Raw genomic sequence first — 20,097 nt, forward strand, 5'->3', positions numbered from 1 at the left:
TCAGCGGTTTTTTTATATCCAATCGCGAATTAAGCTTGACCTTCAGCTGCAGCGGCTTGAGCACGTTGCATATTGGCTTCAAACTCGGCATCGAAGTTGATTGGCGTTAACAATAATTGTGGGAAGCTGCCTTTGGTAACCATATCATTCACTGCTTCACGCAAGAATGGGAACAAAATGTTCGGGCAGTATGCGCCAAGAATGTACGGTAAACGCTCTTCTTCAACGCCATCAATCAGGAAAATACCAGCTTGGGTAACATCAACAATAAATGCAGTATCGCCCGCGTTGTTGGCTTGAACCACAACTTTTAATGCTACTTCAAAGTGGGTTGGATCAATTTTTTCTGCAGAAGATGACAGGTTGATGTTCAATTCAGGCTGCCATTCTTTGGTAAATACTTGTGCCCCAGGAACTTCAAAAGAAATGTCTTTGGTATAAATACGCTCTAATGCCAATTGTGGTTGAGCTTGTTGTTCTTCACTCATGTTAAATCCTTAAGAGTTGGTTATCGTGTTATGTTTATGCCAATAATTGATCGAGCTTGCCTTCGCGATCTAACGCATATAATTGGTCAAAGCCGCCAATAAACTGGTCATTGATGAAAATTTGTGGAACGGTACGATGATTGGTGCGTTGCATTAATTCAACACGTACTTCAGGCGCTTCATTCGACAAATTAATTTCTTTATAGGCAACGCCTTTACGCTCAAGGAGTTGTTTTGCACGAATGCAGTATGGACATACAGTCGTTGAATAAATAGTGACTTCAGCCATGATTGTTCTCCTTGCGAAAAATATTGGGTAAAACTATTTGCTTTTTACTAAAGGTAAACCTTGTGCTTTCCAGTTGCTAATACCGCCATCTAAACGATAGGCATCGGTATGTGCGACCTGTTGTAAAGCACTGCCTGCAACCTGACCCAAGTTACAGATAAAGACCAATGGGCGATCTGAGGTTTTTAACTCTTCAACATGCTTGGTAATTTGGCTATAGGGAATATTGCGGCTACCACTGATATGACCTTCACGGAAATCTTTGGCATCACGTAAATCAATCAACATGGCATTTTTAGCTTTGACTAAAATACCCAAAGATTGTGGGGAAATTTTGCGACCATTGCGTTGACCTTCTAACACAAAGAACAACACTACCAATACAGCCAGCGTCCCAAATAAGAAGGGATGATTCCCCATAAATTCGAACCAACGTTCCACAAGTCACCTAATTACAATGTCAAAATTGTTCAAGAGTATAGCGTATAAATATGGCGATCAAAAACACCGCTTCAAGGGCAGCGCCACAATAAAATTAATTTTTTTGTTGCGCTTCGGCAATTTCATCACACAGTCTTAAATAACTGTCTAAACGACGCGATAAAATTTCGCCTTCTGCAGCAGCCAGTCGCAGTGCACATTGCTTTTCATGTTTATGGGTACAGTTGCGGAATTGGCAATGACCCAACAGGTTTTCAATTTCAGGAAAACCATTTTGAATTTTATCTTGGCTCAAGTGCCACAAACCAAATTCACGAATCCCCGGTGAGTCAATTAAGGCAGCACCATCTCCAAAGCCAATTAAACGAGTAGAGGTTGTGGTGTGCTGTCCAAGTGCCGAGTTTTCCGAAATGATATTGGTCTTTTGCGCCGCTTCGGGCACGATGGCATTAATCAGCGAGCTTTTACCCACGCCCGATTGCCCGACAAAAGCTACCGTTTCACCTGCTAAACGTGCCGCTAAATGCTCTAAATTCGCATCGGATTGGGTTTGCATAACTTCATATCGCAAGTCTTGATATTCCTTGAGCAAGTCTAAAATCGGGTCGTTTTCTTTGAGTAAATCAGATTTGTTTAAAACCAATAAGGCGGGAATATCGGCATCGGCACAAGCAACCAAATAGCGGTCAATCAAGCCCGGTGCAGGTTCAGGCAAAGGCGCAAAAACAATCACAATCAAACTGATATTGGCGGCAACAGGTTTAACTTTGTGATAACGATCAGGTCGGGTCAATAAAGATTGGCGTGGATGAATCGCGGTAATAATTCCTAAACCTGTATTTGGGTCGGCCTGCCATTTGACCCGATCTCCCGTCACCAATAATTCTAAATTGGTACGAGTGTGACAGCGCCAAATACTTCCCATTTCAATAGGTTTCCAAAATGGTTCTGGCTCACCTGCGTGCACCACCGGTTTTTCAGGATGAATTTCAGGAACAGATAAAGCCTGAACTTCTAATTGACGACCATAGTGTTGTACCACCAAGCCTTCTAAATCATGTGAAGTGTCAATGTCTGCCTGACGTGACTTGTGTTGTTTTTCAATTCGACGTTGCTGTTGTTCAGTCAATCGACGCTTACGAATTAAAGCCATTCATATCCTAAAAAAACCATGAACTCAGGATGGCAAAAATAGCATGAAGCGGGGGCACAGTTACAGCCAAGAAGCAAGAAATTTGCTACTATGCTGTTTTTAAGCCGAATAAGATTGCACATTTATGAGCAGCACGCCTGATACTCGCCTCATTTGGATTGATTTGGAAATGACAGGTTTAGATACCGATAACGACCAAATTATTGAAGTGGCTACCATTGTGACCGATGATCATTTAAATATTTTGGCAGAAGGTCCTGTGCTGGCTGTGCATCAACCTGATCGTATTTTAAATGCCATGGATGAGTGGAATACACGTCAGCATGGACAATCGGGCTTAATTGAGCGTGTGCGTCGCAGCAAACTCACTGCGCAGGATGCAGAGCAGCAAACCATTGAGTTTCTAAAAAAATGGGTCAATCCTAAAACATCGCCAATGTGTGGCAACTCAATTTGCCAAGACCGCCGTTTTTTACACCGTTTAATGCCTGAATTGGAACAGTACTTCCATTATCGTAATTTGGATGTTTCATCAGTGAAAGAGTTGGCAAAGCGCTGGCGTCCAGAAATTATGAGCGGTTTGAAAAAGAATGCGTCGCATTTGGCGATGGATGATATTCGTGATTCGATTGCTGAGCTGAAATATTATCGCCAATACTTTTTTATTATGAATCAGGACTAAAACCTTTTTCTGCGTAGGAGATGGAGCTGTAACAGTAACAGCGATCTCTTACGCTTAAACTGTGTTGGTCACTCATAAATAAGAAATAATAAGATATGACTCAGCATTGCCTTATGCCTTACTTTATATAAAGATATTAGAGGCAAGTTTGTATAAAGCTAAGCAATGCTTAGGTGTTCATTGGTTAAAAGCCAAGCAAAACCAAAAGCTTTATTTTCCTGCCTGCCAAAATGCTTCACCTGCCTGAATTGGGTCGCCTGTTTGCGCCAAAGTCTCAAGCCAGACATCATATTGCGCGATGATTGGATGTTGGCTAGGGTGAAAGTCAGGTTTAAACCAATCACGATATTGTGATTGCATTTTGCGTAATTTCCCTTGTTTGCCAAACAGCCATTGCAAGCCACATACATTCATTTTAAGGCGCTGGATACGATTAAACCCATCGCATTTCAGCATGACATTGGCGCGGTACAGGGTAAATCCGAACATTAAACCTGTGGTCAGCACCAACGCCATTTTTCGGGTCACTTCAGGCACATTGCCCACCTGTTGCATCACATCAAACGCCACATCACGATGTTCCATTTCTTCAATCGCATGCCATGCAAATAAAGCACGGACATAAGGATGTGCATCTTGTAGCGTGTCTTTTTCGCCATAAAAAGTTTCTGCCATAAGTGCAGTTAAATGTTCCGCAGCCGCTGTCATGGCGATGTTGTATTGGGGCGAGCGATATTTCAGTTCAAACTTAAACACTTTGTTTAGACGCTGAATAAACTGATCTACAGGCATGCCTTGATCTTTCATAACCTGATTCATTTTGTCGTGTGCAATGCCGTGCTGAGCTTCTTGCCGAATAAAATCGGCAACACGCTGTTTTAAGTCAGGGTCTTGAATTTGATCACGGAACAAACGTACCGATTGAATGAAATAACGCTCGCCATCAGGAAAAGTCAGGCTCAAAGCATCAAACATGCGGGTTAAAAACGGGTCACCTGCAAACCAGTAACGCGGCACATCGGCTAATTTAAAATCGAGATTGCTGCGTACTATGGGCGCAGCATGATATTGGACAAGTGCATTCATTTTATTTTATTTCACTCTGGTCAATCCTGTTTGCATTATGTCGGGCTTTGGCAGATTTGTTTTGACAGTATTTGCCAGTTTTTATACATTAAGCGACAAAAGAAAATGATGCATGTCAAAATGAGCAAGCACATGAGCGAAATTCAAATTCCGAATGGTTATTATCAACTTTGGTTACGCTATTTATCTGCACAGGGCAGAGTTCCTGAGCAGCTTGGATTTTCGCCTGCACAATTGCAGCAGTTACAGCATGTGTTGGCATTGCCCATGGATACCCAATCGTCCTATCAGTTTTTTAACGAGATCATCCAACACAGTATTCAGTTTTTAGATTGTCCAACGCTCGTTTTTGAATTGGCACGTTATATTCAGCCTGAACATTTTGGCGTGCTTGGCTATATGGCATCGCGTAGTAACAGTGTTGCAGAAGCCATTCAATATATGATGCGTTTTAGTCGCTTGGTGGTGGATGGTACGGCAGCCGTACCAATGCGACTGGAACAACAATCAGATGCTTTATATTTATCATGGCCATTGGTGGATGAAAAATACAGCTTGGTTCATGAAATGACTTTTGCTTGTATGACTCAATTGGCCATGCAAATTTTTGATTTTCAACACTCTCCGATACGGGAGATTCATTTTGCCCATGCACCGCGTATGGCGATGCTGCATTATGAAAAGTTTTATGGTTGTAAGGTTTTATTTAAGCAAGCGGAATATCAAATTGTTTTAAATTTAGAAAGCCTCAGTTTAAAACCACAGCAAGCCGATCCCTCTTTAATTCATTTACTCACCAAACAAGCTGAAGATGCGATTGCGTTAAAACCACAATTAGAAACCGTGCAGCAGCAAGTCCAAGAGCAGGTGGCGCATTATTTACGTTATGAACAGCAAGTGCCGAGCATTGAATGGGTGGCGCAGCGTTTATTTCGTTCAGGGCGTACGTTACAGCGTCAGCTTAAACAGGAAGGTACGGGTTTTAAACAGATTCTTGAAATAGAACGGATGCAGCGCTGTGAAAACTTACTGCGACAAAATGTGAGCCTAAGCGATATTGCACAGTTGTTGGGTTATTCAGACCAATCGGCTTTGGCGCGTGCCTATAAAGCCTGTACAGGACAGACCTTGCTAAAACGTAAACAGCAGTTGCAGCAAGCTGAGGATGCACTTTCTCTACAGCAAAATACGCCATAAATAGTATGGATTGGCTCATTATCAACAGGTGATTTCGCGCTAAGAGATTGAAAATAAGCTGTGTGTAGCCATGACCGAATCAGCTTTTGCAAGGTTGATAAAGCCTAAGATAAAACCTGAAGTTGTTTATTTTTATCAATATTTTTAAATTTAAAAGCACGATTGAGCAAGTTTCAAAAACCGATAAGCAGGCAAAATTAGGCATCTTTGATCATTGAGAAAAAAGCGCAAATATCAGTAAATGTAGCCTCGCGGTTGTTCTGAATAAATCGTTTTGCAAACAGAAATGCAGCAACTCATGCCTGTGCGCTATTCATTGAGTAAAAAATAGCGTTACAATGGGTCAATTTGTATTTCTACAATAGCAAATGTCTCAGTTTTAATCATTCAAGGAAAATACAACCCTATGTCACGTTTAGCCACACGATTTGCACAGCTTGAATCTCAACAGCGTAAGGCCTTGGTTTCTTATGTTATGGCAGGTGACCCTCATCCAGAAGTCACAGTTCCGTTGTTACATCAAATGGTCGAGGCAGGGGTAGATGTCGTTGAATTAGGTTTGCCGTTTTCAGACCCAATGGCTGATGGTCCAGTAATTGCCCTCGCTGCAGAGCGAGCGTTGGCAGGTGGAACCAATACGCTAGATGCTTTAAACATGGTCAAAGAGTTCCGTCAAAAAGATCAGGAAACTCCTGTGGTATTGATGGGATATTTAAACCCTGTAGAAGTCATTGGTTATGAAAAGTTTGTTGAATATGCACATGACTGTGGTGTCGATGGTGTACTTCTGGTCGATTTACCACCTGAAGAAGCCCAAGAATTTGATGAAGTCCTGAATAAATATGGGATGAATCAAATTTTCTTGTTAGCGCCAACTTCTACACCAGAGCGTATTCAATTTGTTGCAAACCAAGCCAGTGGCTTTATTTATTATGTTTCTTTGAAAGGCGTGACGGGTGCAGCAACACTTGATGTTGCAGAAGCAGCAACCCGCATCCAACAGATTAAAGCTGTAACCAACGTGCCTGTGGGTGTGGGTTTTGGCATCAGTGATGCTGCATCTGCCAAAGCAATGGGCGCGGCTGCCGACGCAGTCATTGTCGGAAGTGCTTTTGTAAAACAATTTGCGAGCTTAGCACCAGAACAAGCCGTCATTGCAACGGTTAATAAAGTGAAGGAGCTTCGAGCTGCGCTCGATGAGTTAGTATGAGTCAAGAAGTGAAAACAGGGAAAATTCTAAGCCCATCGACGCCGTGGACTGCACGTGGTGTACCTGGTATTGAAACACCAGATGAGCAACAAGCGTTAAAAGCGATCTTTACTGAACCAACGATTGAATGTCCAGAATGTCATGCCTTGGTGACACGTACGGCAATGTCGTTCAACGCTTATGTATGCCCACAATGTGATGAACATTTACGTATGAAAGCGCGTGAGCGTTTAACTTGGTTCTTTGACCAAGTGCAAAACGAATTAGGTCAAGAATTCTCTGCCAAAGACCCACTCAAATTTGTAGACAGCAAAGCTTATCCTGAGCGTATGACTGAAGCGCAAAAGAAAACGGGTGAAACCGAAGCTTTAGTGGTGATGCAGGGCTTATTAAAAGATATGCCAGTCATTGCTTGTGCATTTGAGTTTGATTTTATGGGCGGCTCAATGGGTACCGTAGTGGGTGACCGTTTTGTGCAAGCTGCTGAACGTGCGATTCAGCAAAAACAACCGTTAATTTGCTTCGCAGCATCGGGCGGTGCGCGTATGCAAGAAGGCATGTTGTCATTAATGCAAATGGCGCGTACTTCTGCAGCAATTCAACGTATGAAAGAAGCAGGCTTACCTTACATCGTAGTATTAACACATCCTGTATATGGTGGTGTAACTGCATCATTGGCGATGCTGGGTGATGTGCACATTGCAGAACCTAAAGCGATGATTGGTTTTGCGGGTAAACGTGTCATTGAGCAAACTGTACGTGAAAAACTGGAAGAACCGTTCCAGCGTGCAGAATACTTACTTGATCATGGTGTGGTCGATCAAATTGTCCATCGTCATGCATTACGTGATACAGTTTATCGTATTCTTGCGAAACTGATGAACTTGCCTTGAACACAGCACCTCTTGCAACCGATGATTTAAACACATGGCTCAATTATTGGAGCCATGTTCACGTTACGGGTATTGATTTAGGTTTGGAACGGGTCATTCCCGTTGCAGAAAAATTGGGTGTAACCCATCCTAAAGCTAAAGTCATTACGGTTGCGGGAACCAATGGCAAAGGCTCAACCACAACCACTTTAGCGGCTATTTTAAATGCGCAGGGCTATCGGGTTGGGTTGTACCAATCGCCACATATTTACCGTTTTAATGAACGAGTCAAATTAGCAGGCGTCGAAATCGATGACCAAAGTTTGATTGATGCTTTTGTGCAAGTCGATCAAGCACGACGTGATTGCGATCTGAGTTTATCTTTTTTTGAGGCCACGACTTTGGCAGCCTTTGTGATTTTTAAAGCACGTGATTGCGATGTATGGGTGCTTGAAGTCGGTTTAGGTGGACGCTTAGATGTGGTCAATGTCGTCAATCCTGATGTGGCGGTTATTACCAATATCGGTTTAGATCATGTCGATTGGTTAGGCGATAGCATCGAAAAAATTGCCTATGAAAAAGCAGGCATTATTCGTCCTAACATTCCTGTCATTTTTGCAGGTCAGCAAGATTTGCCTCAAGCTATTCACGACAAAGCAGCAACCTGCAATGCACCTTTGTTTGTCTTGAATCGTGATTATTTTTATCGGGATATGCAAGATGGTCAGTCATGGATGTTTGCTGCATCGGGTTGTACCTTAAAACTTCCAACAGGCAGTTTAGCCCTCGATAATATTTCAACGGCTGTGGCAGCAGTCTTGCACAGTGGTTTAGAAATCACCCAAGACGCAATTGCACAAGGTATTCAAACGGCCAAATTGGCGGGACGTTTTGAAATTCGTCAAATTCAGGGCAAAACCGTGATTTTTGATGCAGGACATAACCCGCATGGCGTTGAATTTTTGTTAAAGCAATTGCGCAATTTCTTAAATTACAATAAACAGTACACTGAAGTGGTCAGTGTTTTTTCAATGCTTGCAGATAAAGATATAAATTCTGTGGTTGAGTTATTGAAAGATAGTGTCGTAATGTGGAAAATTGCCACATTAAATGTGCCTCGTGCGGCAGAGATCACGGTTTTGGATCAGGCTTTGCAAGGCGAAACAATACAACACTTCGACAGTATACAATTGGCTTTTAAATCAGCACTGGATGAAACAAAAAATAATCAGCTGATTTTGGTATGTGGATCATTTCATACCTTAGAAGCGGTATGGGAGTATTTGGAAGAATGTCAATGAATAACAAACAGCGCTGGATGGGTGGCGTTGTTTTATTAGGTGGTGGTGTTTTATTGGCAGCATTGCTTTTAAAAGGGCAAGAAGAAATACATCAAAATAATGTGAAAACCCCAAGCCAAGCCGAACAAGTTCAACATAAAAATGCCAATCAGGCAGAAATGGTGCAATTGCAACCTTTAACTGTCGATGTGCAAACCGAGCAGCGTCTGCTTGAAGAGCAGCGCCGTGCGCGTGAAAAAGCAGTAGCGGAGCAAGAAGCACGTGCAGCTGAGTTTTTAGCGATGCAACAACAGGCAGAAGCTGAAGCAGCGCGTAAAGCTGCAGAAGAATATGCTGCCTTAAATGCATTGCGTTCTGGTCAGCAGCAAAGTTCTGACAATATTCCACCGGAATTGGTCGAAGATGAACAAGCCAAGCAAAAGCGTTTGGCTGAAGAAAAAGCCGCTCAGCAAAAGAAGTTAGAGCAGCAAAAAGCAACGGATGCCAAGAAAGCTGCTGAGTTAAAAGCTGCGCAAGAGCGTAGTGCTGCAGAGAAAAAAGCAGCAGATGAAAAGCGTTTAGCGGAAGAAAAACGCATTGCAGAAGAGAAGCGCAAAGCGGAAGAACAACGCCAAGCCGATGCAAAACGTAAAGCTGAACAAGAGCGAAAAGCAGCAGAATCGAAAAAAGAAGCAGAACGTAAGGCTGCCGAAGATAAGCGTAAAGCCGAGGAAAAACGCAAAGCTGAAGAAGCTGCCAAGAAAAAGGCTGAAGCTGAAAAAGCACGTAAGTTATTGGAAGAAGGCGATAAGCAGTGGATGGTACAAGTGGCTTTGGCAGCTAACCAAGCCAATGCCGATGCTTTGGCGGCAAAACTGAAAGCCAAAGGTTATAAAGTTACCCAAAGTCCAACGTCTAAAGGGGTTCGGATTATGGTTGGGCCATCTAAAGACCGTGATGCTGCAGATGCAACCCGCAAGAAAATTACCGCAGACCCAAGTTTGAATATGAAATCTGCATGGGTGATTGACTGGATACCGTTAGATAAACGCGACTAGATCATTCGATCAAAATGTTTATTAAAAAGGATTTAATCTTTTGGGTTAAATCCTTTTTTAATGCTGATTGAATTTAGGCGTGTTTCAAATGCTTTGATTGTAAAAAGCCTATCCGAAGATAGGCTTGCTCATGTAACACTTAATTAAGTGCGGTTCGGTTGTTTGGTCAAACGCAAATAAGGCTTGATGGCTTTATATCCACTTGGGAAGCGTTCTTTAAGTTCCGCTTCATCCTGAATGGAAGGCACGATCACCACATCTTCACCATCTTGCCAGTTGGCAGGCGTTGCAACTTTGTAATTGTCAGTCAGTTGTAGTGAATCAATCACACGTAAAATTTCGTGGAAATTACGTCCTGTAGAAGCAGGATAAGTAATGATCAAGCGTACTTTTTTATTTGGATCAATAATGATTAATGAGCGGACAGTCAGTGTTTCGCTGGCATTCGGGTGAATAAAATCGTACAGGGTAGACACTTTACGATCTTGGTCAGCAAGAATTGGGAAATTAACCGTCGTGTTTTGGGTTTCGTTAATATCTTGAATCCAGCCTTTGTGAGATTCAGCATCATCTACAGAAAGTGCAATCGCTTTGACATTGCGCTTGCTGAATTCATCTTTCAGTTTTGCGGTATAGCCTAGCTCGGTGGTGCAGACAGGTGTGTAGTCGGCAGGATGCGAAAATAGAATGCCCCAGCTGTCACCTAAAAATTCATAAAAATCAATTGGGCCTTCATTTGAATCTTGCGTGAAGTTGGGTGCAGTGTCACCTAAGCGAATAGTCATTGTGTACCTCTGTCTTGTTTTGTTGTGTGATGTGTGCGTACTACTATGCGCCATTCCTTTTGCAGAATTAAATAGTGTTTTTGTATGTGCTTATGAGTAAATTGAATATGCTGTGTCGTTTTTATTGCATTTTCAAAATAGATTCATGTGTGATTGCTATATATCGTCCGCTCGAAATTTGTTACATTAACTGCCACTTAGCAGCGAGAAATGGCAAGTAGAGATTGGAATTTTTAATAGGTTTTTGTGCAAAACCCTTGTACTTCAAATTTCTAGCACCATAATAACCACTAAGAAAAACCTATTTATTTGACAAGCAAGATTTAGAGAGTTTATTCATGTTGGCAAGTCTGATCGGAGGAATCTTCGGTACTAAAAATGAGCGCGAACTCAAACGCATGCGTAAAATCGTAGACAAGATTAATGCGCTCGAGCCGACGATATCTGCCTTAAGCGATGCAGACTTATCTGCAAAAACCGAAGAATTCAAACAACGTTATAACAAAGGCGAAAGTTTAGATAAATTATTACCAGAAGCATTTGCAGTATGTCGTGAAGCGGCTAAACGTGTCATGAGCATGCGTCACTATGACGTGCAGTTGATTGGTGGTATTACCTTGCACGAAGGTAAAATTGCAGAAATGCGTACAGGTGAAGGTAAAACCCTAATGGGAACTTTGGCCTGCTATTTAAATGCTTTAAGCGGTCAGGGCGTGCACGTCATTACTGTGAACGACTACTTGGCGCAGCGTGATGCTGAACTCAACCGTCCTTTATTTGAGTTTTTAGGTTTAAGCATTGGCATTATCTACTCCATGCAAGACCCGACTGAAAAAGCACAGGCTTATCGTGCAGACATTACTTACGGTACCAATAACGAATTTGGTTTCGACTACTTGCGTGACAACATGGTGTTCTCACTGAGTGAGAAAAAACAGCGTGGCCTGACGTATGCCATTATTGACGAAGTCGATTCGATCTTAATTGATGAAGCACGTACACCATTAATCATTTCTGGTCAAAGCGATGACTCATCGCAGTTATATGCGGCAATCAACACCATTCCGCCAAAATTGCATGCGCAAAAAGAAGAAAAAGTAGCAGATGGCGGACACTTCTGGATTGATGAAAAACAACGCACTGTAGAAATGACCGAAATTGGTTATGAAACGGTAGAAAATGAATTAATTCAAATGGGTTTATTGGCAGAAGGAGAAAGTCTGTATTCTGCATCTAACCTAAATTTGGTGCATCACGTATCTGCAGCTATTCGTGCGCACTTCCTGTATCAACGTAACGTGCACTACATCATCCATGATGGTGAAGTAATTATTGTCGATGAAAACACAGGTCGTACCATGCCTGGTCGCCGTTGGTCAGAAGGTCTGCACCAAGCGGTAGAAGCCAAAGAAGGTCTGGAAATTCAGCCTGAAAACCAGACTTTAGCGACCACAACCTTCCAGAACTATTTCCGTTTATACAAAAAACTGTCAGGAATGACGGGTACTGCAGACACTGAAGCTGCAGAAATGAAAGAAATTTATGGTCTAGATGTCGTCATCATTCCAACCCACCGACCAATGATTCGTAACGACCAAAACGATTTAATTTATTTAAACCGTACAGGCAAATACAACGCGATTATTCAAGAAATTCAACGTGTGCATGAAGCAGGTGTCGCACCAATTCTGATTGGTACAGCGACCATTGAAGCTTCAGAAATTTTATCGGATAAACTGCGTGAAGCGGGTATTCAGCACGAAGTATTGAACGCGAAGCAACACGAACGCGAAGCTGACATTATTGCGCAAGCAGGCTCACCACGTGCGGTGACTATTGCCACGAACATGGCAGGCCGTGGTACAGATATTTTGCTAGGTGGTAACTGGAAAGCCCTGCTAGCCAAAATTGAAAACCCAACCCCTGAAGATGAAGCGCGTTTAAAGGCAGAGTGGGAACAAAATCACGACATGGTGTTAAGTTCAGGTGGCTTACACATTATTGGTTCAGAACGTCACGAATCGCGCCGTATTGACAACCAGTTGCGTGGTCGTGCAGGTCGTCAGGGTGACCCAGGCGTGTCACGTTTCTATTTGTCACTTGAAGATGACTTAATGCGTATTTTCGCAGGTGATCGTGTTGTAGCAATGATGCGTGCTATGGGCTTGCAGGAAGATGAAGCGATTGAACACAAAATGGTGTCACGCTCTATCGAAAATGCACAGCGTAAAGTTGAGGCACGTAACTTCGACATCCGTAAAAACTTGTTGAAATACGATGACGTAAACAACGAACAACGTAAGATCATTTATTCACAGCGTGATGATATTCTGGCAGAAAGCACGCTGCAAGACTATATTGAAGAAATGCACCGTGAAGTGGTCACAGGTATGATCGCCAATTATATTCCACCAGAATCGATTCATGATCAATGGGATATTGATGGTTTAGAGCGTGCCTTGCGTGATGATTTGGGCATCGAATTACCAATTAACCAATGGCTCGAAGATGATCGTCGCCTAGATGAAGAAGCTTTGGTTGAACGTATTGCCGATGAAATTGTGACACGTTACCGTGCACGTCGTCAGCAAATGGGTGATGAATCTGCTGCGATGCTAGAACGCCACTTTATGCTCAGTTCACTTGATCGTCACTGGAAAGATCATTTGGCGGCTATGGACTATTTGCGTCAAGGGATTCATTTACGTGGTTATGCACAAAAGAACCCTGAGCAAGAGTACAAAAAAGAAGCCTTTAACTTGTTTGTGAATATGTTGGGCGTGATTAAAGCCGATGTCGTGACCGATCTTTCGCGTGTGCATGTCCCAACACCTGAAGAATTGGCAGCGATGGAAGCTCAACAGCAAGCGCAAGCAGAAGCGATGCAGCTTAATCTTTCACATGCTGATGTAGACGGTTTAACGGGCGAAACCTTTGAATCAGAACCACAGTATAGTGCTGCTGAGCAAACTGTTGTTGCGCCTGCGAGCCGTAACTCGCCATGCCCATGTGGTTCAGGACTGAAATATAAACAGTGTCACGGTAAAATCTAAACCTGACTTGTTACAACTTAAGCAGAACTTTGGTTCTGCTTTTTGTATTTTGGGGCGCAAAATCTTTGTGGTAATAGTTTTGCAAGATGTGTATAGCATTTGCAGATTTTGGAATTAAATGCTATTTAGTTGCACATGCAATATCCACGTGTGGAACAAAAAATGAAAAAAGTATTACAACCTTTAATGATTGTTGCCTTGAGCTTGCCTACTTTCGCATTTGCAAATGCGGCAACAACGACAACTCCTGCAAAAGTTCAAGCTGCTGTGGGTGCGACCACTGCACAGGTACAAGTGGATAATGGTCACGTGACTGTGGCAAGCCCACGCACAGGTATTCGTTATACCTTTGCCAATCCAGATCAGCGTCCAATCGTGTTGCATACTGCAGCGATTGCACCTGCGAATGCTGCCAATGTAAATCGTATTGTGGCTGCAAATCCTGCTTTATCTGCAGCAAGTCAAGAACGTGCAAAACAGGCTTTATTGGGTGAAACCGTGGTTGCGACTACGCCATAATCCAAATAGGCTCAATCAGTATAATTTTAGTTGCTGATGCATTATATTGAAGATTAAAACCAGTCCATACGGGCTGGTTTTTTATATATGACCTTGTGTATTAACAAAAGTTGAATCAAGCAGGGTGGATGCTCGATTTTTTCTTCAATTTCCACTAAGCTGTGACATTCTCAAATTTGTACTGGAAATTTCAAAATGGCAGTTGGTGACGTCTCTATGCCACACATGCATGTGGTCAAAGGTGTAAAAATTGGTTCAGCAGAGGCTTATGTGCGTTATCAGAACCGACGTGACCTGGTTATTTTTGAATTTGCAGCAGGCTCAAATGTAGTGGGCGTATTTACTCAAAACGCATTTTGCGCTGCGCCTGTGCATGTGTCCAAAGCACATTTAGCTCAAGGCAATCCGCGTTATTTGGTCATTAATACAGGTAATGCCAATGCGGGTACAGGCAAATTGGGTATGCAAAATGCAGAAATCACCTGTGCCAAATTGGCTGAATTGGCAGGTGTATCTACCCAAGAAGTTTTGCCATTTTCTACAGGTGTGATTGGTGAGCAATTGCCGATTGAGCGCTTGGTTGCTGGTTTAGCGCCTGCGCTGGCATCGTTACGTGAGGATGCTTGGCATGATGCTGCAACAGGCATTATGACCACAGATACCATACCGAAAGGTGCATCTGAGCAATTTGAGCTCGATGGTATTACATACAGCATGACTGGTATTTCTAAAGGCGCAGGCATGATTCGTCCGAATATGGCGACTATGCTCAGCTATGTTGCGACCGATGCCCCGATTCAACGTGATGTATTGCAACAATTGCTCAAGCAAAGTGTAGAGCAATCTTTTAACCGTATTACCGTAGATGGCGATACCTCGACCAATGACTCATGCATTCTAGTAGCAACAGGTCAGGCAGGCGGTACGACAATTAGTAGCAATAATGATCAACGTTATGCTGTGCTATTGGATGTTTTAAATCGTGTAATGCTGCGTTTGGCACAATTGATTATCCGTGATGGTGAAGGTGCAACAAAATTCATTACGGTACGTGTAGAAGGTGGTGCCAATACTCAGGAATGCTGTGATATTGCCTATAGCATTGCGCATTCGCCATTGGTAAAAACCGCTATTTTTGCCTCAGATCCAAACTGGGGGCGTATCCTTGCTGCGATTGGTTACGCAGGCGTTCCTAATTTAGATGTTGAAAAAATTCAGGTTTGGTTAGATGATGTGCAAATCTGTAAAGATGGTGGCGCTGCCGCAGACTATACCGAAGAAGCAGGTGCAGGCGTCATGGTGCAAACTGAAATGACCATTCGTGTAGATTTAGGACGCGGACAGGCCTCAGATACAGTCTATACTTGTGACTTATCTTACGATTATGTCAAGATCAACGCGGATTACCGTTCGTAAAATTTAAATTGAGTGAGAAAGCCTCCGTTGTGAGGCTTTTTTAGCATTTAATCGGCAAAGGGCTGGTGAATGAGCAAATAGCCCCCATATCATCAGTGACTTGAGTACGCTTGTGTTAGGGCAAGCATGAAGATAGAGAAGACGTTGTTATGAATGATGCGACCAATTTAATTGCCAATGAAGCAAAATCGATTGTGCAGGCGCATTTAGATCGCTTGGCTGAAACCAAAGAGCACCATTTGAGTGAGCAGGCCAAGCAGGAAAAATTTGCGCAAATTAAAGCAGAACTCGAAAAGCGCAATGCTGTCTTGGTTGCCCATTATTACTGCGATCCAGAAGTACAGGAATTGGCAGAGTACACGGGAGGTTGTGTTTCAGATTCACTGGAAATGGCACGTTTTGGTCGTGAGCATGCTGCAACAACATTGGTGGTGGCTGGGGTGAAATTTATGGGCGAAACAGCCAAAATTTTATCACCAGAAAAAACCATTCTAATGCCAACTTTGGAAGCGACTTGTTCACTTGACTTAGGTTGCCCTGTCGATGAGTTTAGCCGCTTTTGTGATGCGCATCCTGATCATACCGTTGTGGTTTATGCCAATACTTCGGCTGCTGTAAAAGCACGTGCAGACTGGGTCGTGACTTCTAGTTGCGCAGTTGAAATTGTCGAGCATTTAGATAGCTTGGGTGAAAAAATCATTTGGGCACCTGACCAGCATTTGGGTCGCTATATTCAAAAGAAAACTGGGGCAGATATGTTGCTGTGGGATGGTTCATGTATTGTGCATGAAGAATTCCGTTCACGCGGTATTGCCAACATGAAAGCACTGTATCCAGATGCTGCAGTTTTGGTACACCCAGAATCACCTGAAGCTGTAGTTGATATTGCTGATGCAGTGGGCAGTACTTCACAGCTAATTCAAGCTGCGAAAAACTTGCCAAACGAGCGTCTTATTGTGGCAACTGACCGTGGCATTTTCTACAAGATGCAACAAGCGGTACCCAATAAAACCCTGATTGAAGCGCCAACTGCAGGTGAGGGGGCAACTTGTCGCTCATGTGCACATTGTCCGTGGATGGCAATGAATGAATTAGATGGAATTTTGCATGTATTGCAAACAGGTGATCAAGAAGTATTCGTTGAACCTGCCATGGCAGAACGTGCTAAATTACCACTAGATCGTATGTTGAATTTCAGTGCGAGCTTAAAACGCTAAAATTGATTGAAAAATATCAAAAATGCTTGATAAATATACGGTTGAAGCTTTTTTTTAATTTTTTTTAAATATAGGTGTTGACGTCTTCGGGCGTCGCGCCTAGAATGCACACCGTACCGCACGATGTGCGATACACAAAAAGCTGAGATGAATCGGAGCATAGCACAGCCTGGTAGTGCACCTGGTTTGGGACCAGGGGGTCGTAGGTTCGAATCCTACTGCTCCGACCAATTCTTCAAGGCAACGTATCGCATGATATTATGTATCATCGGTCATGCGCCTGTAGCTCAGTTGGATAGAGCATCCGCCTTCTAAGCGGATGGTCACAGGTTCGAATCCTGTCAGGCGCGCCATTTTTTGGTAGCTTGGTATAAAAGAACCAAACATGATGGTGGATGTAGCTCAGTTGGTAGAGCCCTGGATTGTGATTCCAGTTGTCGCGGGTTCGAATCCCGTCATTCACCCCAATCTCTTTGAGAGATAAACGGAGCATAGCACAGCCTGGTAGTGCACCTGGTTTGGGACCAGGGGGTCGTAGGTTCGAATCCTACTGCTCCGACCATTATTCTAAATAGAACAGATACTAAGTAGAAATGATTAAGTCAATAAAGATACCGCGTTAAGCGGTTTTTTTATGCCTGAAATTTATGAAAGCCTTGTTGGTTTAAAATTGATTTCGTATTAGTTATTGGTCAGCATAAAAAAGCCTCAAGAATGAGGCTCAATATAAGAAAAGTTTTAGTGTCTTTTTTATTAAGGCACAATCGTCACATTGACGCGTCGGTTGGTGGCACGATTTGCTGGTGTGTCATTGCTTACCATTGGTTGTGTTGCACCACGTCCAATCACCTGAATATTTTTTCTTTCAAAACCCTGATCTAAAAAGATCTGAGCCACATTTTGGGCGCGTTTTTCCGATAGGGTTTGATTGTAGCTGGCTAAACCTACGTTGTCTGTGTGACCAATAAACTTGAGTTTATCCAAGTCATATTTATGCAGCTGTTGTGCCAATTGGTTGAGGCGTTCTTTTTGGCTATTTTGAATGGCGTATTCATCAAAACCAAATAACAAGCGTTCAGGCAGGGCTAAGGTCCAGCCATCATCACTTAAAATAAAGCCTTCTTGTTTTAGCATGCGCGCCTGCTTATAGCTGACATTCCCCAAACTCATGCAAGCACTGAGTGAAACCATAACAAGAATAAGTGTGCCGATCAGAACTTTTTTAAGCATAAGGAACCTGTTTATTGTTTGATTGAGGTGAAATATACCATTTTGATTGATCACGTTTGGCTTTGAGCATTGCGCGATCGACATCGGCAATTAAATTTTCAGGAGTTTTTGCATATTCAATCAATGCTGCGCCAATACTGACATTTAAGGAAACTTGTTGCTGTTCATACTTAAATGTAGAGGTATAGCAAGCATGAATCTTTTGACAATAATCCTCTAATTCTGCAGTGGAGTGTGAGCCAGTTAAGATTACTGCAAACTCATCGCCACCTAAACGCGCAACAAACGCATGTGAGGGCAAAATCTGAATTAGACAATGTGATGAATCACGTAAAATATTATCGCCCGTCAAATGCCCAAATTGGTTATTGATTTGGTTAAAGTTATTAATGTCTAAAAAAAATACTGCAGCCGTAGCAGAAGGCTGGGTAAATAGCTTAAACAGTGTTTCATAAAAATAATTACGATTTGGCAACTGCGTTAAATTGTCGTATTGCGACTGAAATAGCAGTTTATGATTTTCAACCAATAAATTCTTATGGGATTGTTCAATCTCATTGAGTAAGCCATTAAAGGCATAACTCAGTTCATGAAGTTCTTGAATATCTGAACTTGAAACGCGCAGCTTATAATTTTTTTGTGCACTGATCTCCTGTGCCGAGCTGACAATAGAACTTAAAGATTGCATGAGATATTGATAAATTGAATTAATTGACCAAAACACAGCAATTAAAAGCAAAATAAAACCGAAAATTAATCCTAAAACGATTTTATAAAAAAAACTGACCAAGTCACTAGAGTTTCCATACACCACCAACTCACCATAGTTTTGCTGATCATGGTCAATACTCAGCCGAACAGGATGATTAAAAAACAGATAGTCCAATAAAGCCTGAATTGAAAAATGCTCTAGACCTTGCTGTTCAATAAAGGCAATACGTGTCTGTTTAGGTGAGCGTACTTCAATTGAACGAATAGAATAACGCTGCGTATGTTCAGACAGAATTTCGTTCAGTGTTATTTGGTCATTGAATACAACAGCCGGTTGAATACGTTCATTTAATGCTGCAGATAAACTTTGCAAACTATTTTTTGCGAAGGTGTTCATGGTGTAGGTTGAAATGACCAGAAAAATCATTGAACAAATTGTAAAAGTCAGAGCAAAGATAGTGAGTTGTGCGCGTGTGAATAATTGATGCAAGGTAATTGGAGTGTATAACTGCTTCATGAGTTTGACTCCGATGTTTTTGCAAGCAGTAATACACGCGGATCAATATGCACTTGAGATTGAGTCAAGCTTTCCATGTTGACTTTAAAAGCATAGTTATCATTTTTTTTATAAAGACAAAAAGCGCTGCCAGTTTCACATTCCAGATTGTTTAAACTAATAGATAGGGCTGGAAATCGAACTTGAGTATTTAAGGTATGTTGTTCTTGTGCAGCAGAAAGCGTAGAAAAAATTAATATTTGACAATTACTTTTAGATATTTCATGGCTTTGAATGGGTTGAATGTCATATTTATTATGTAATGGGGCATGTTTTTTGAATTGTTGTGCAATATTATCTTGATTTACGACACAAAGTTTGGGCGTGCTAGCTTGCCATTTTGCATACGCTAAAATGGAGAATGTAGTGTTATAAAGATTTGATGCAGGTGCAGCATACAAAATAGGTGTTTGCATTGCTACAAATGACAGCAAGGTTATTATTTTTAAATTTTGAGTCATTTCAATACAACACGAATGAACATAAAAGTAGTGTAGCTAATATTGGAAAATAAGCATACTGCTAATTTTGAGCAAGAATAATACAGATCTAAATGATTTTGCCGAATAAATAACCGTTCGGACTAAAAAACTTATAAAACTTAAAAAGAGGGGTTGCAAGGCGAAATATTTCACCTATAATGCACATCCATCGGCGGTGATGAAGATTAAAACTTCTGATAAAACAATGACTTGGTTAAGAATGATTGAGTTGGGTTTTAGAAAGAAAGTTTAAAATAATTTAAATTACCAGTTGACACTTTAGAAATAAAGCGTAATATAGCCGACCTAGCTTGATGCTGACGAAGCATCGAGAAGATCATTAAGAGATTATGAAGAACAACTTGTGTGGAT

The 20,097-nt window shown here is 42.0% G+C and carries 19 protein-coding genes and 4 tRNA genes; 14 read left to right on the forward strand and 9 right to left on the reverse strand.

Annotated elements, in window-relative coordinates; all coding sequences use genetic code 11:
- Nucleotides 1-29: 29 nt before the first annotated feature.
- The 4 genes from secB to rsgA form a co-directional block, all read right to left on the reverse strand.
- A complete protein-coding gene (gene secB / locus FTT74_RS12345; protein WP_004976246.1) occupies nucleotides 30-488 on the reverse strand; it encodes a protein-export chaperone SecB in 459 nt (152 codons plus the stop codon).
- Nucleotides 489-522: 34 nt separating this feature from the next.
- Entirely contained in the window at nucleotides 523-777 is a 255-nt protein-coding gene (gene grxC, locus FTT74_RS12350) for a glutaredoxin 3 (protein WP_004976247.1), read from the reverse strand.
- A 33-nt stretch (nucleotides 778-810) separates the two neighbouring features.
- The gene (locus tag FTT74_RS12355) at nucleotides 811-1,218 is read right to left on the reverse strand and encodes a rhodanese-like domain-containing protein (RefSeq protein WP_004976250.1); all 408 of its coding nucleotides are present in this window, start codon (nucleotides 1,216-1,218) and stop codon (nucleotides 811-813) included.
- Nucleotides 1,219-1,312: 94 nt separating this feature from the next.
- Nucleotides 1,313-2,371, reverse strand: a complete 1,059-nt coding sequence (rsgA, locus tag FTT74_RS12360; protein ID WP_179989122.1) for a ribosome small subunit-dependent GTPase A — start codon at nucleotides 2,369-2,371, stop codon at nucleotides 1,313-1,315.
- 124 nt (nucleotides 2,372-2,495) lie between these two features.
- Between rsgA and orn the strand changes: the two genes are divergently transcribed.
- Nucleotides 2,496-3,053 carry an oligoribonuclease gene (orn, locus tag FTT74_RS12365; RefSeq protein WP_004976254.1) on the forward strand — a complete coding sequence of 186 codons (558 nt, stop codon included), beginning with the start codon at nucleotides 2,496-2,498 and terminating at the stop codon, nucleotides 3,051-3,053.
- Nucleotides 3,054-3,263: 210 nt separating this feature from the next.
- Here orn and FTT74_RS12370 read toward each other — a convergent pair whose 3' ends face one another.
- Nucleotides 3,264-4,139: a metal-dependent hydrolase gene (locus tag FTT74_RS12370; protein WP_179989121.1), complete on the reverse strand. Its 876-nt coding sequence runs from the start codon at nucleotides 4,137-4,139 to the stop codon at nucleotides 3,264-3,266.
- Between the two features lie 132 nt (nucleotides 4,140-4,271).
- Here FTT74_RS12370 and FTT74_RS12375 point away from each other — a divergent pair, with 132 nt between their 5' ends.
- From FTT74_RS12375 to FTT74_RS12395, 5 genes are all read left to right on the forward strand, one after another.
- On the forward strand, nucleotides 4,272-5,336 hold the full coding sequence (locus tag FTT74_RS12375; RefSeq protein ID WP_131261958.1) for an AraC family transcriptional regulator: 1,065 nt from the start codon (nucleotides 4,272-4,274) through the stop codon (nucleotides 5,334-5,336).
- Nucleotides 5,337-5,742: 406 nt separating this feature from the next.
- Entirely contained in the window at nucleotides 5,743-6,546 is an 804-nt protein-coding gene (gene trpA / locus FTT74_RS12380) for a tryptophan synthase subunit alpha (RefSeq protein WP_004976260.1), read from the forward strand.
- Nucleotides 6,543-7,439 carry an acetyl-CoA carboxylase, carboxyltransferase subunit beta gene (gene accD, locus FTT74_RS12385; RefSeq protein WP_004976262.1) on the forward strand — a complete coding sequence of 299 codons (897 nt, stop codon included), beginning with the start codon at nucleotides 6,543-6,545 and terminating at the stop codon, nucleotides 7,437-7,439. The genes trpA and accD overlap by 4 nt, the downstream gene beginning before the upstream one ends.
- The gene (gene folC, locus FTT74_RS12390; RefSeq protein ID WP_167845785.1) at nucleotides 7,436-8,719 is read left to right on the forward strand and encodes a bifunctional tetrahydrofolate synthase/dihydrofolate synthase; all 1,284 of its coding nucleotides are present in this window, start codon (nucleotides 7,436-7,438) and stop codon (nucleotides 8,717-8,719) included. The genes accD and folC overlap by 4 nt, the downstream gene beginning before the upstream one ends.
- Complete coding sequence (locus tag FTT74_RS12395; protein WP_373683197.1) at nucleotides 8,710-9,756, forward strand: SPOR domain-containing protein; 1,047 nt, start codon at nucleotides 8,710-8,712, stop codon at nucleotides 9,754-9,756. The genes folC and FTT74_RS12395 overlap by 10 nt, the downstream gene beginning before the upstream one ends.
- Nucleotides 9,757-9,899: 143 nt before the next feature.
- Here the strand turns inward: FTT74_RS12395 and FTT74_RS12400 are convergent, their stop codons facing one another.
- On the reverse strand, nucleotides 9,900-10,541 hold the full coding sequence (locus tag FTT74_RS12400) for a peroxiredoxin (protein WP_004976269.1): 642 nt from the start codon (nucleotides 10,539-10,541) through the stop codon (nucleotides 9,900-9,902).
- A 338-nt stretch (nucleotides 10,542-10,879) separates the two neighbouring features.
- On the opposite strand from FTT74_RS12400, the gene secA reads away from it, so the two are divergent.
- From secA to FTT74_RS12440, 8 genes are all read left to right on the forward strand, one after another.
- Complete coding sequence (gene secA, locus FTT74_RS12405) at nucleotides 10,880-13,594, forward strand: preprotein translocase subunit SecA (RefSeq protein WP_179989120.1); 2,715 nt, start codon at nucleotides 10,880-10,882, stop codon at nucleotides 13,592-13,594.
- Nucleotides 13,595-13,756: 162 nt separating this feature from the next.
- The gene (locus tag FTT74_RS12410; RefSeq protein ID WP_026438462.1) at nucleotides 13,757-14,113 is read left to right on the forward strand and encodes a hypothetical protein; all 357 of its coding nucleotides are present in this window, start codon (nucleotides 13,757-13,759) and stop codon (nucleotides 14,111-14,113) included.
- 195 nt (nucleotides 14,114-14,308) lie between these two features.
- Nucleotides 14,309-15,529 (forward strand): bifunctional glutamate N-acetyltransferase/amino-acid acetyltransferase ArgJ, encoded by a 1,221-nt coding sequence (gene argJ / locus FTT74_RS12415; protein WP_179989119.1) that lies wholly within the window; start codon nucleotides 14,309-14,311, stop codon nucleotides 15,527-15,529.
- 149 nt (nucleotides 15,530-15,678) lie between these two features.
- Entirely contained in the window at nucleotides 15,679-16,746 is a 1,068-nt protein-coding gene (gene nadA, locus FTT74_RS12420; RefSeq protein ID WP_179989118.1) for a quinolinate synthase NadA, read from the forward strand.
- A 153-nt stretch (nucleotides 16,747-16,899) separates the two neighbouring features.
- Nucleotides 16,900-16,976: transfer RNA gene (locus FTT74_RS12425), tRNA-Pro, on the forward strand.
- Between the two features lie 46 nt (nucleotides 16,977-17,022).
- Nucleotides 17,023-17,099, forward strand: a tRNA-Arg gene (locus FTT74_RS12430).
- Nucleotides 17,100-17,137: 38 nt separating this feature from the next.
- A tRNA-His gene (locus FTT74_RS12435) sits at nucleotides 17,138-17,213 on the forward strand.
- Between the two features lie 18 nt (nucleotides 17,214-17,231).
- Nucleotides 17,232-17,308, forward strand: a tRNA-Pro gene (locus FTT74_RS12440).
- A 191-nt stretch (nucleotides 17,309-17,499) separates the two neighbouring features.
- Here the strand turns inward: FTT74_RS12440 and FTT74_RS12445 are convergent.
- From FTT74_RS12445 to FTT74_RS12455, 3 genes are read right to left on the reverse strand one after another with little or no spacing between them, the layout of a single operon-like run.
- Nucleotides 17,500-17,976, reverse strand: a complete 477-nt coding sequence (locus tag FTT74_RS12445) for an OmpA family protein (RefSeq protein ID WP_004976277.1) — start codon at nucleotides 17,974-17,976, stop codon at nucleotides 17,500-17,502.
- Entirely contained in the window at nucleotides 17,969-19,204 is a 1,236-nt protein-coding gene (locus tag FTT74_RS12450; RefSeq protein ID WP_179989117.1) for a diguanylate cyclase domain-containing protein, read from the reverse strand. Before FTT74_RS12450 ends, FTT74_RS12445 begins: the two co-directional genes overlap by 8 nt.
- Nucleotides 19,201-19,704 carry a YfiR family protein gene (locus FTT74_RS12455; protein ID WP_096902398.1) on the reverse strand — a complete coding sequence of 168 codons (504 nt, stop codon included), beginning with the start codon at nucleotides 19,702-19,704 and terminating at the stop codon, nucleotides 19,201-19,203. The genes FTT74_RS12450 and FTT74_RS12455 overlap by 4 nt, the downstream gene beginning before the upstream one ends.
- Nucleotides 19,705-20,097: the final 393 nt, after the last annotated feature.

It is taken from the genome of Acinetobacter sp. YH01007 (genome assembly GCF_013420425.1).
Taxonomy (GTDB): Bacteria; Pseudomonadota; Gammaproteobacteria; order Pseudomonadales; family Moraxellaceae; genus Acinetobacter; species Acinetobacter towneri.

Excerpts from the sequence above, each read along its gene's own strand:
- accD (WP_004976262.1), top strand. The coding sequence starts at position 6,543 with ATGAGTCAAGAAGTGAAAACAGGGAAAATTCTAAGCCCATCGACGCCG.
- orn (WP_004976254.1), top strand. The coding sequence starts at position 2,496 with ATGAGCAGCACGCCTGATACTCGCCTCATTTGGATTGATTTGGAAATG.
- FTT74_RS12455 (WP_096902398.1), bottom strand. The coding sequence starts at position 19,704 with ATGACTCAAAATTTAAAAATAATAACCTTGCTGTCATTTGTAGCAATG.
- trpA (WP_004976260.1), top strand. The coding sequence starts at position 5,743 with ATGTCACGTTTAGCCACACGATTTGCACAGCTTGAATCTCAACAGCGT.
- FTT74_RS12370 (WP_179989121.1), bottom strand. The coding sequence starts at position 4,139 with ATGAATGCACTTGTCCAATATCATGCTGCGCCCATAGTACGCAGCAAT.
- FTT74_RS12450 (WP_179989117.1), bottom strand. The coding sequence starts at position 19,204 with ATGAAGCAGTTATACACTCCAATTACCTTGCATCAATTATTCACACGC.
- FTT74_RS12395 (WP_373683197.1), top strand. The coding sequence starts at position 8,710 with ATGTCAATGAATAACAAACAGCGCTGGATGGGTGGCGTTGTTTTATTA.
- secB (WP_004976246.1), bottom strand. The coding sequence starts at position 488 with ATGAGTGAAGAACAACAAGCTCAACCACAATTGGCATTAGAGCGTATT.
- FTT74_RS12410 (WP_026438462.1), top strand. The coding sequence starts at position 13,757 with ATGAAAAAAGTATTACAACCTTTAATGATTGTTGCCTTGAGCTTGCCT.
- grxC (WP_004976247.1), bottom strand. The coding sequence starts at position 777 with ATGGCTGAAGTCACTATTTATTCAACGACTGTATGTCCATACTGCATT.
- FTT74_RS12375 (WP_131261958.1), top strand. The coding sequence starts at position 4,272 with ATGAGCGAAATTCAAATTCCGAATGGTTATTATCAACTTTGGTTACGC.
- argJ (WP_179989119.1), top strand. The coding sequence starts at position 14,309 with ATGGCAGTTGGTGACGTCTCTATGCCACACATGCATGTGGTCAAAGGT.
- FTT74_RS12400 (WP_004976269.1), bottom strand. The coding sequence starts at position 10,541 with ATGACTATTCGCTTAGGTGACACTGCACCCAACTTCACGCAAGATTCA.
- FTT74_RS12445 (WP_004976277.1), bottom strand. The coding sequence starts at position 17,976 with ATGCTTAAAAAAGTTCTGATCGGCACACTTATTCTTGTTATGGTTTCA.
- rsgA (WP_179989122.1), bottom strand. The coding sequence starts at position 2,371 with ATGGCTTTAATTCGTAAGCGTCGATTGACTGAACAACAGCAACGTCGA.
- nadA (WP_179989118.1), top strand. The coding sequence starts at position 15,679 with ATGAATGATGCGACCAATTTAATTGCCAATGAAGCAAAATCGATTGTG.
- secA (WP_179989120.1), top strand. The coding sequence starts at position 10,880 with ATGTTGGCAAGTCTGATCGGAGGAATCTTCGGTACTAAAAATGAGCGC.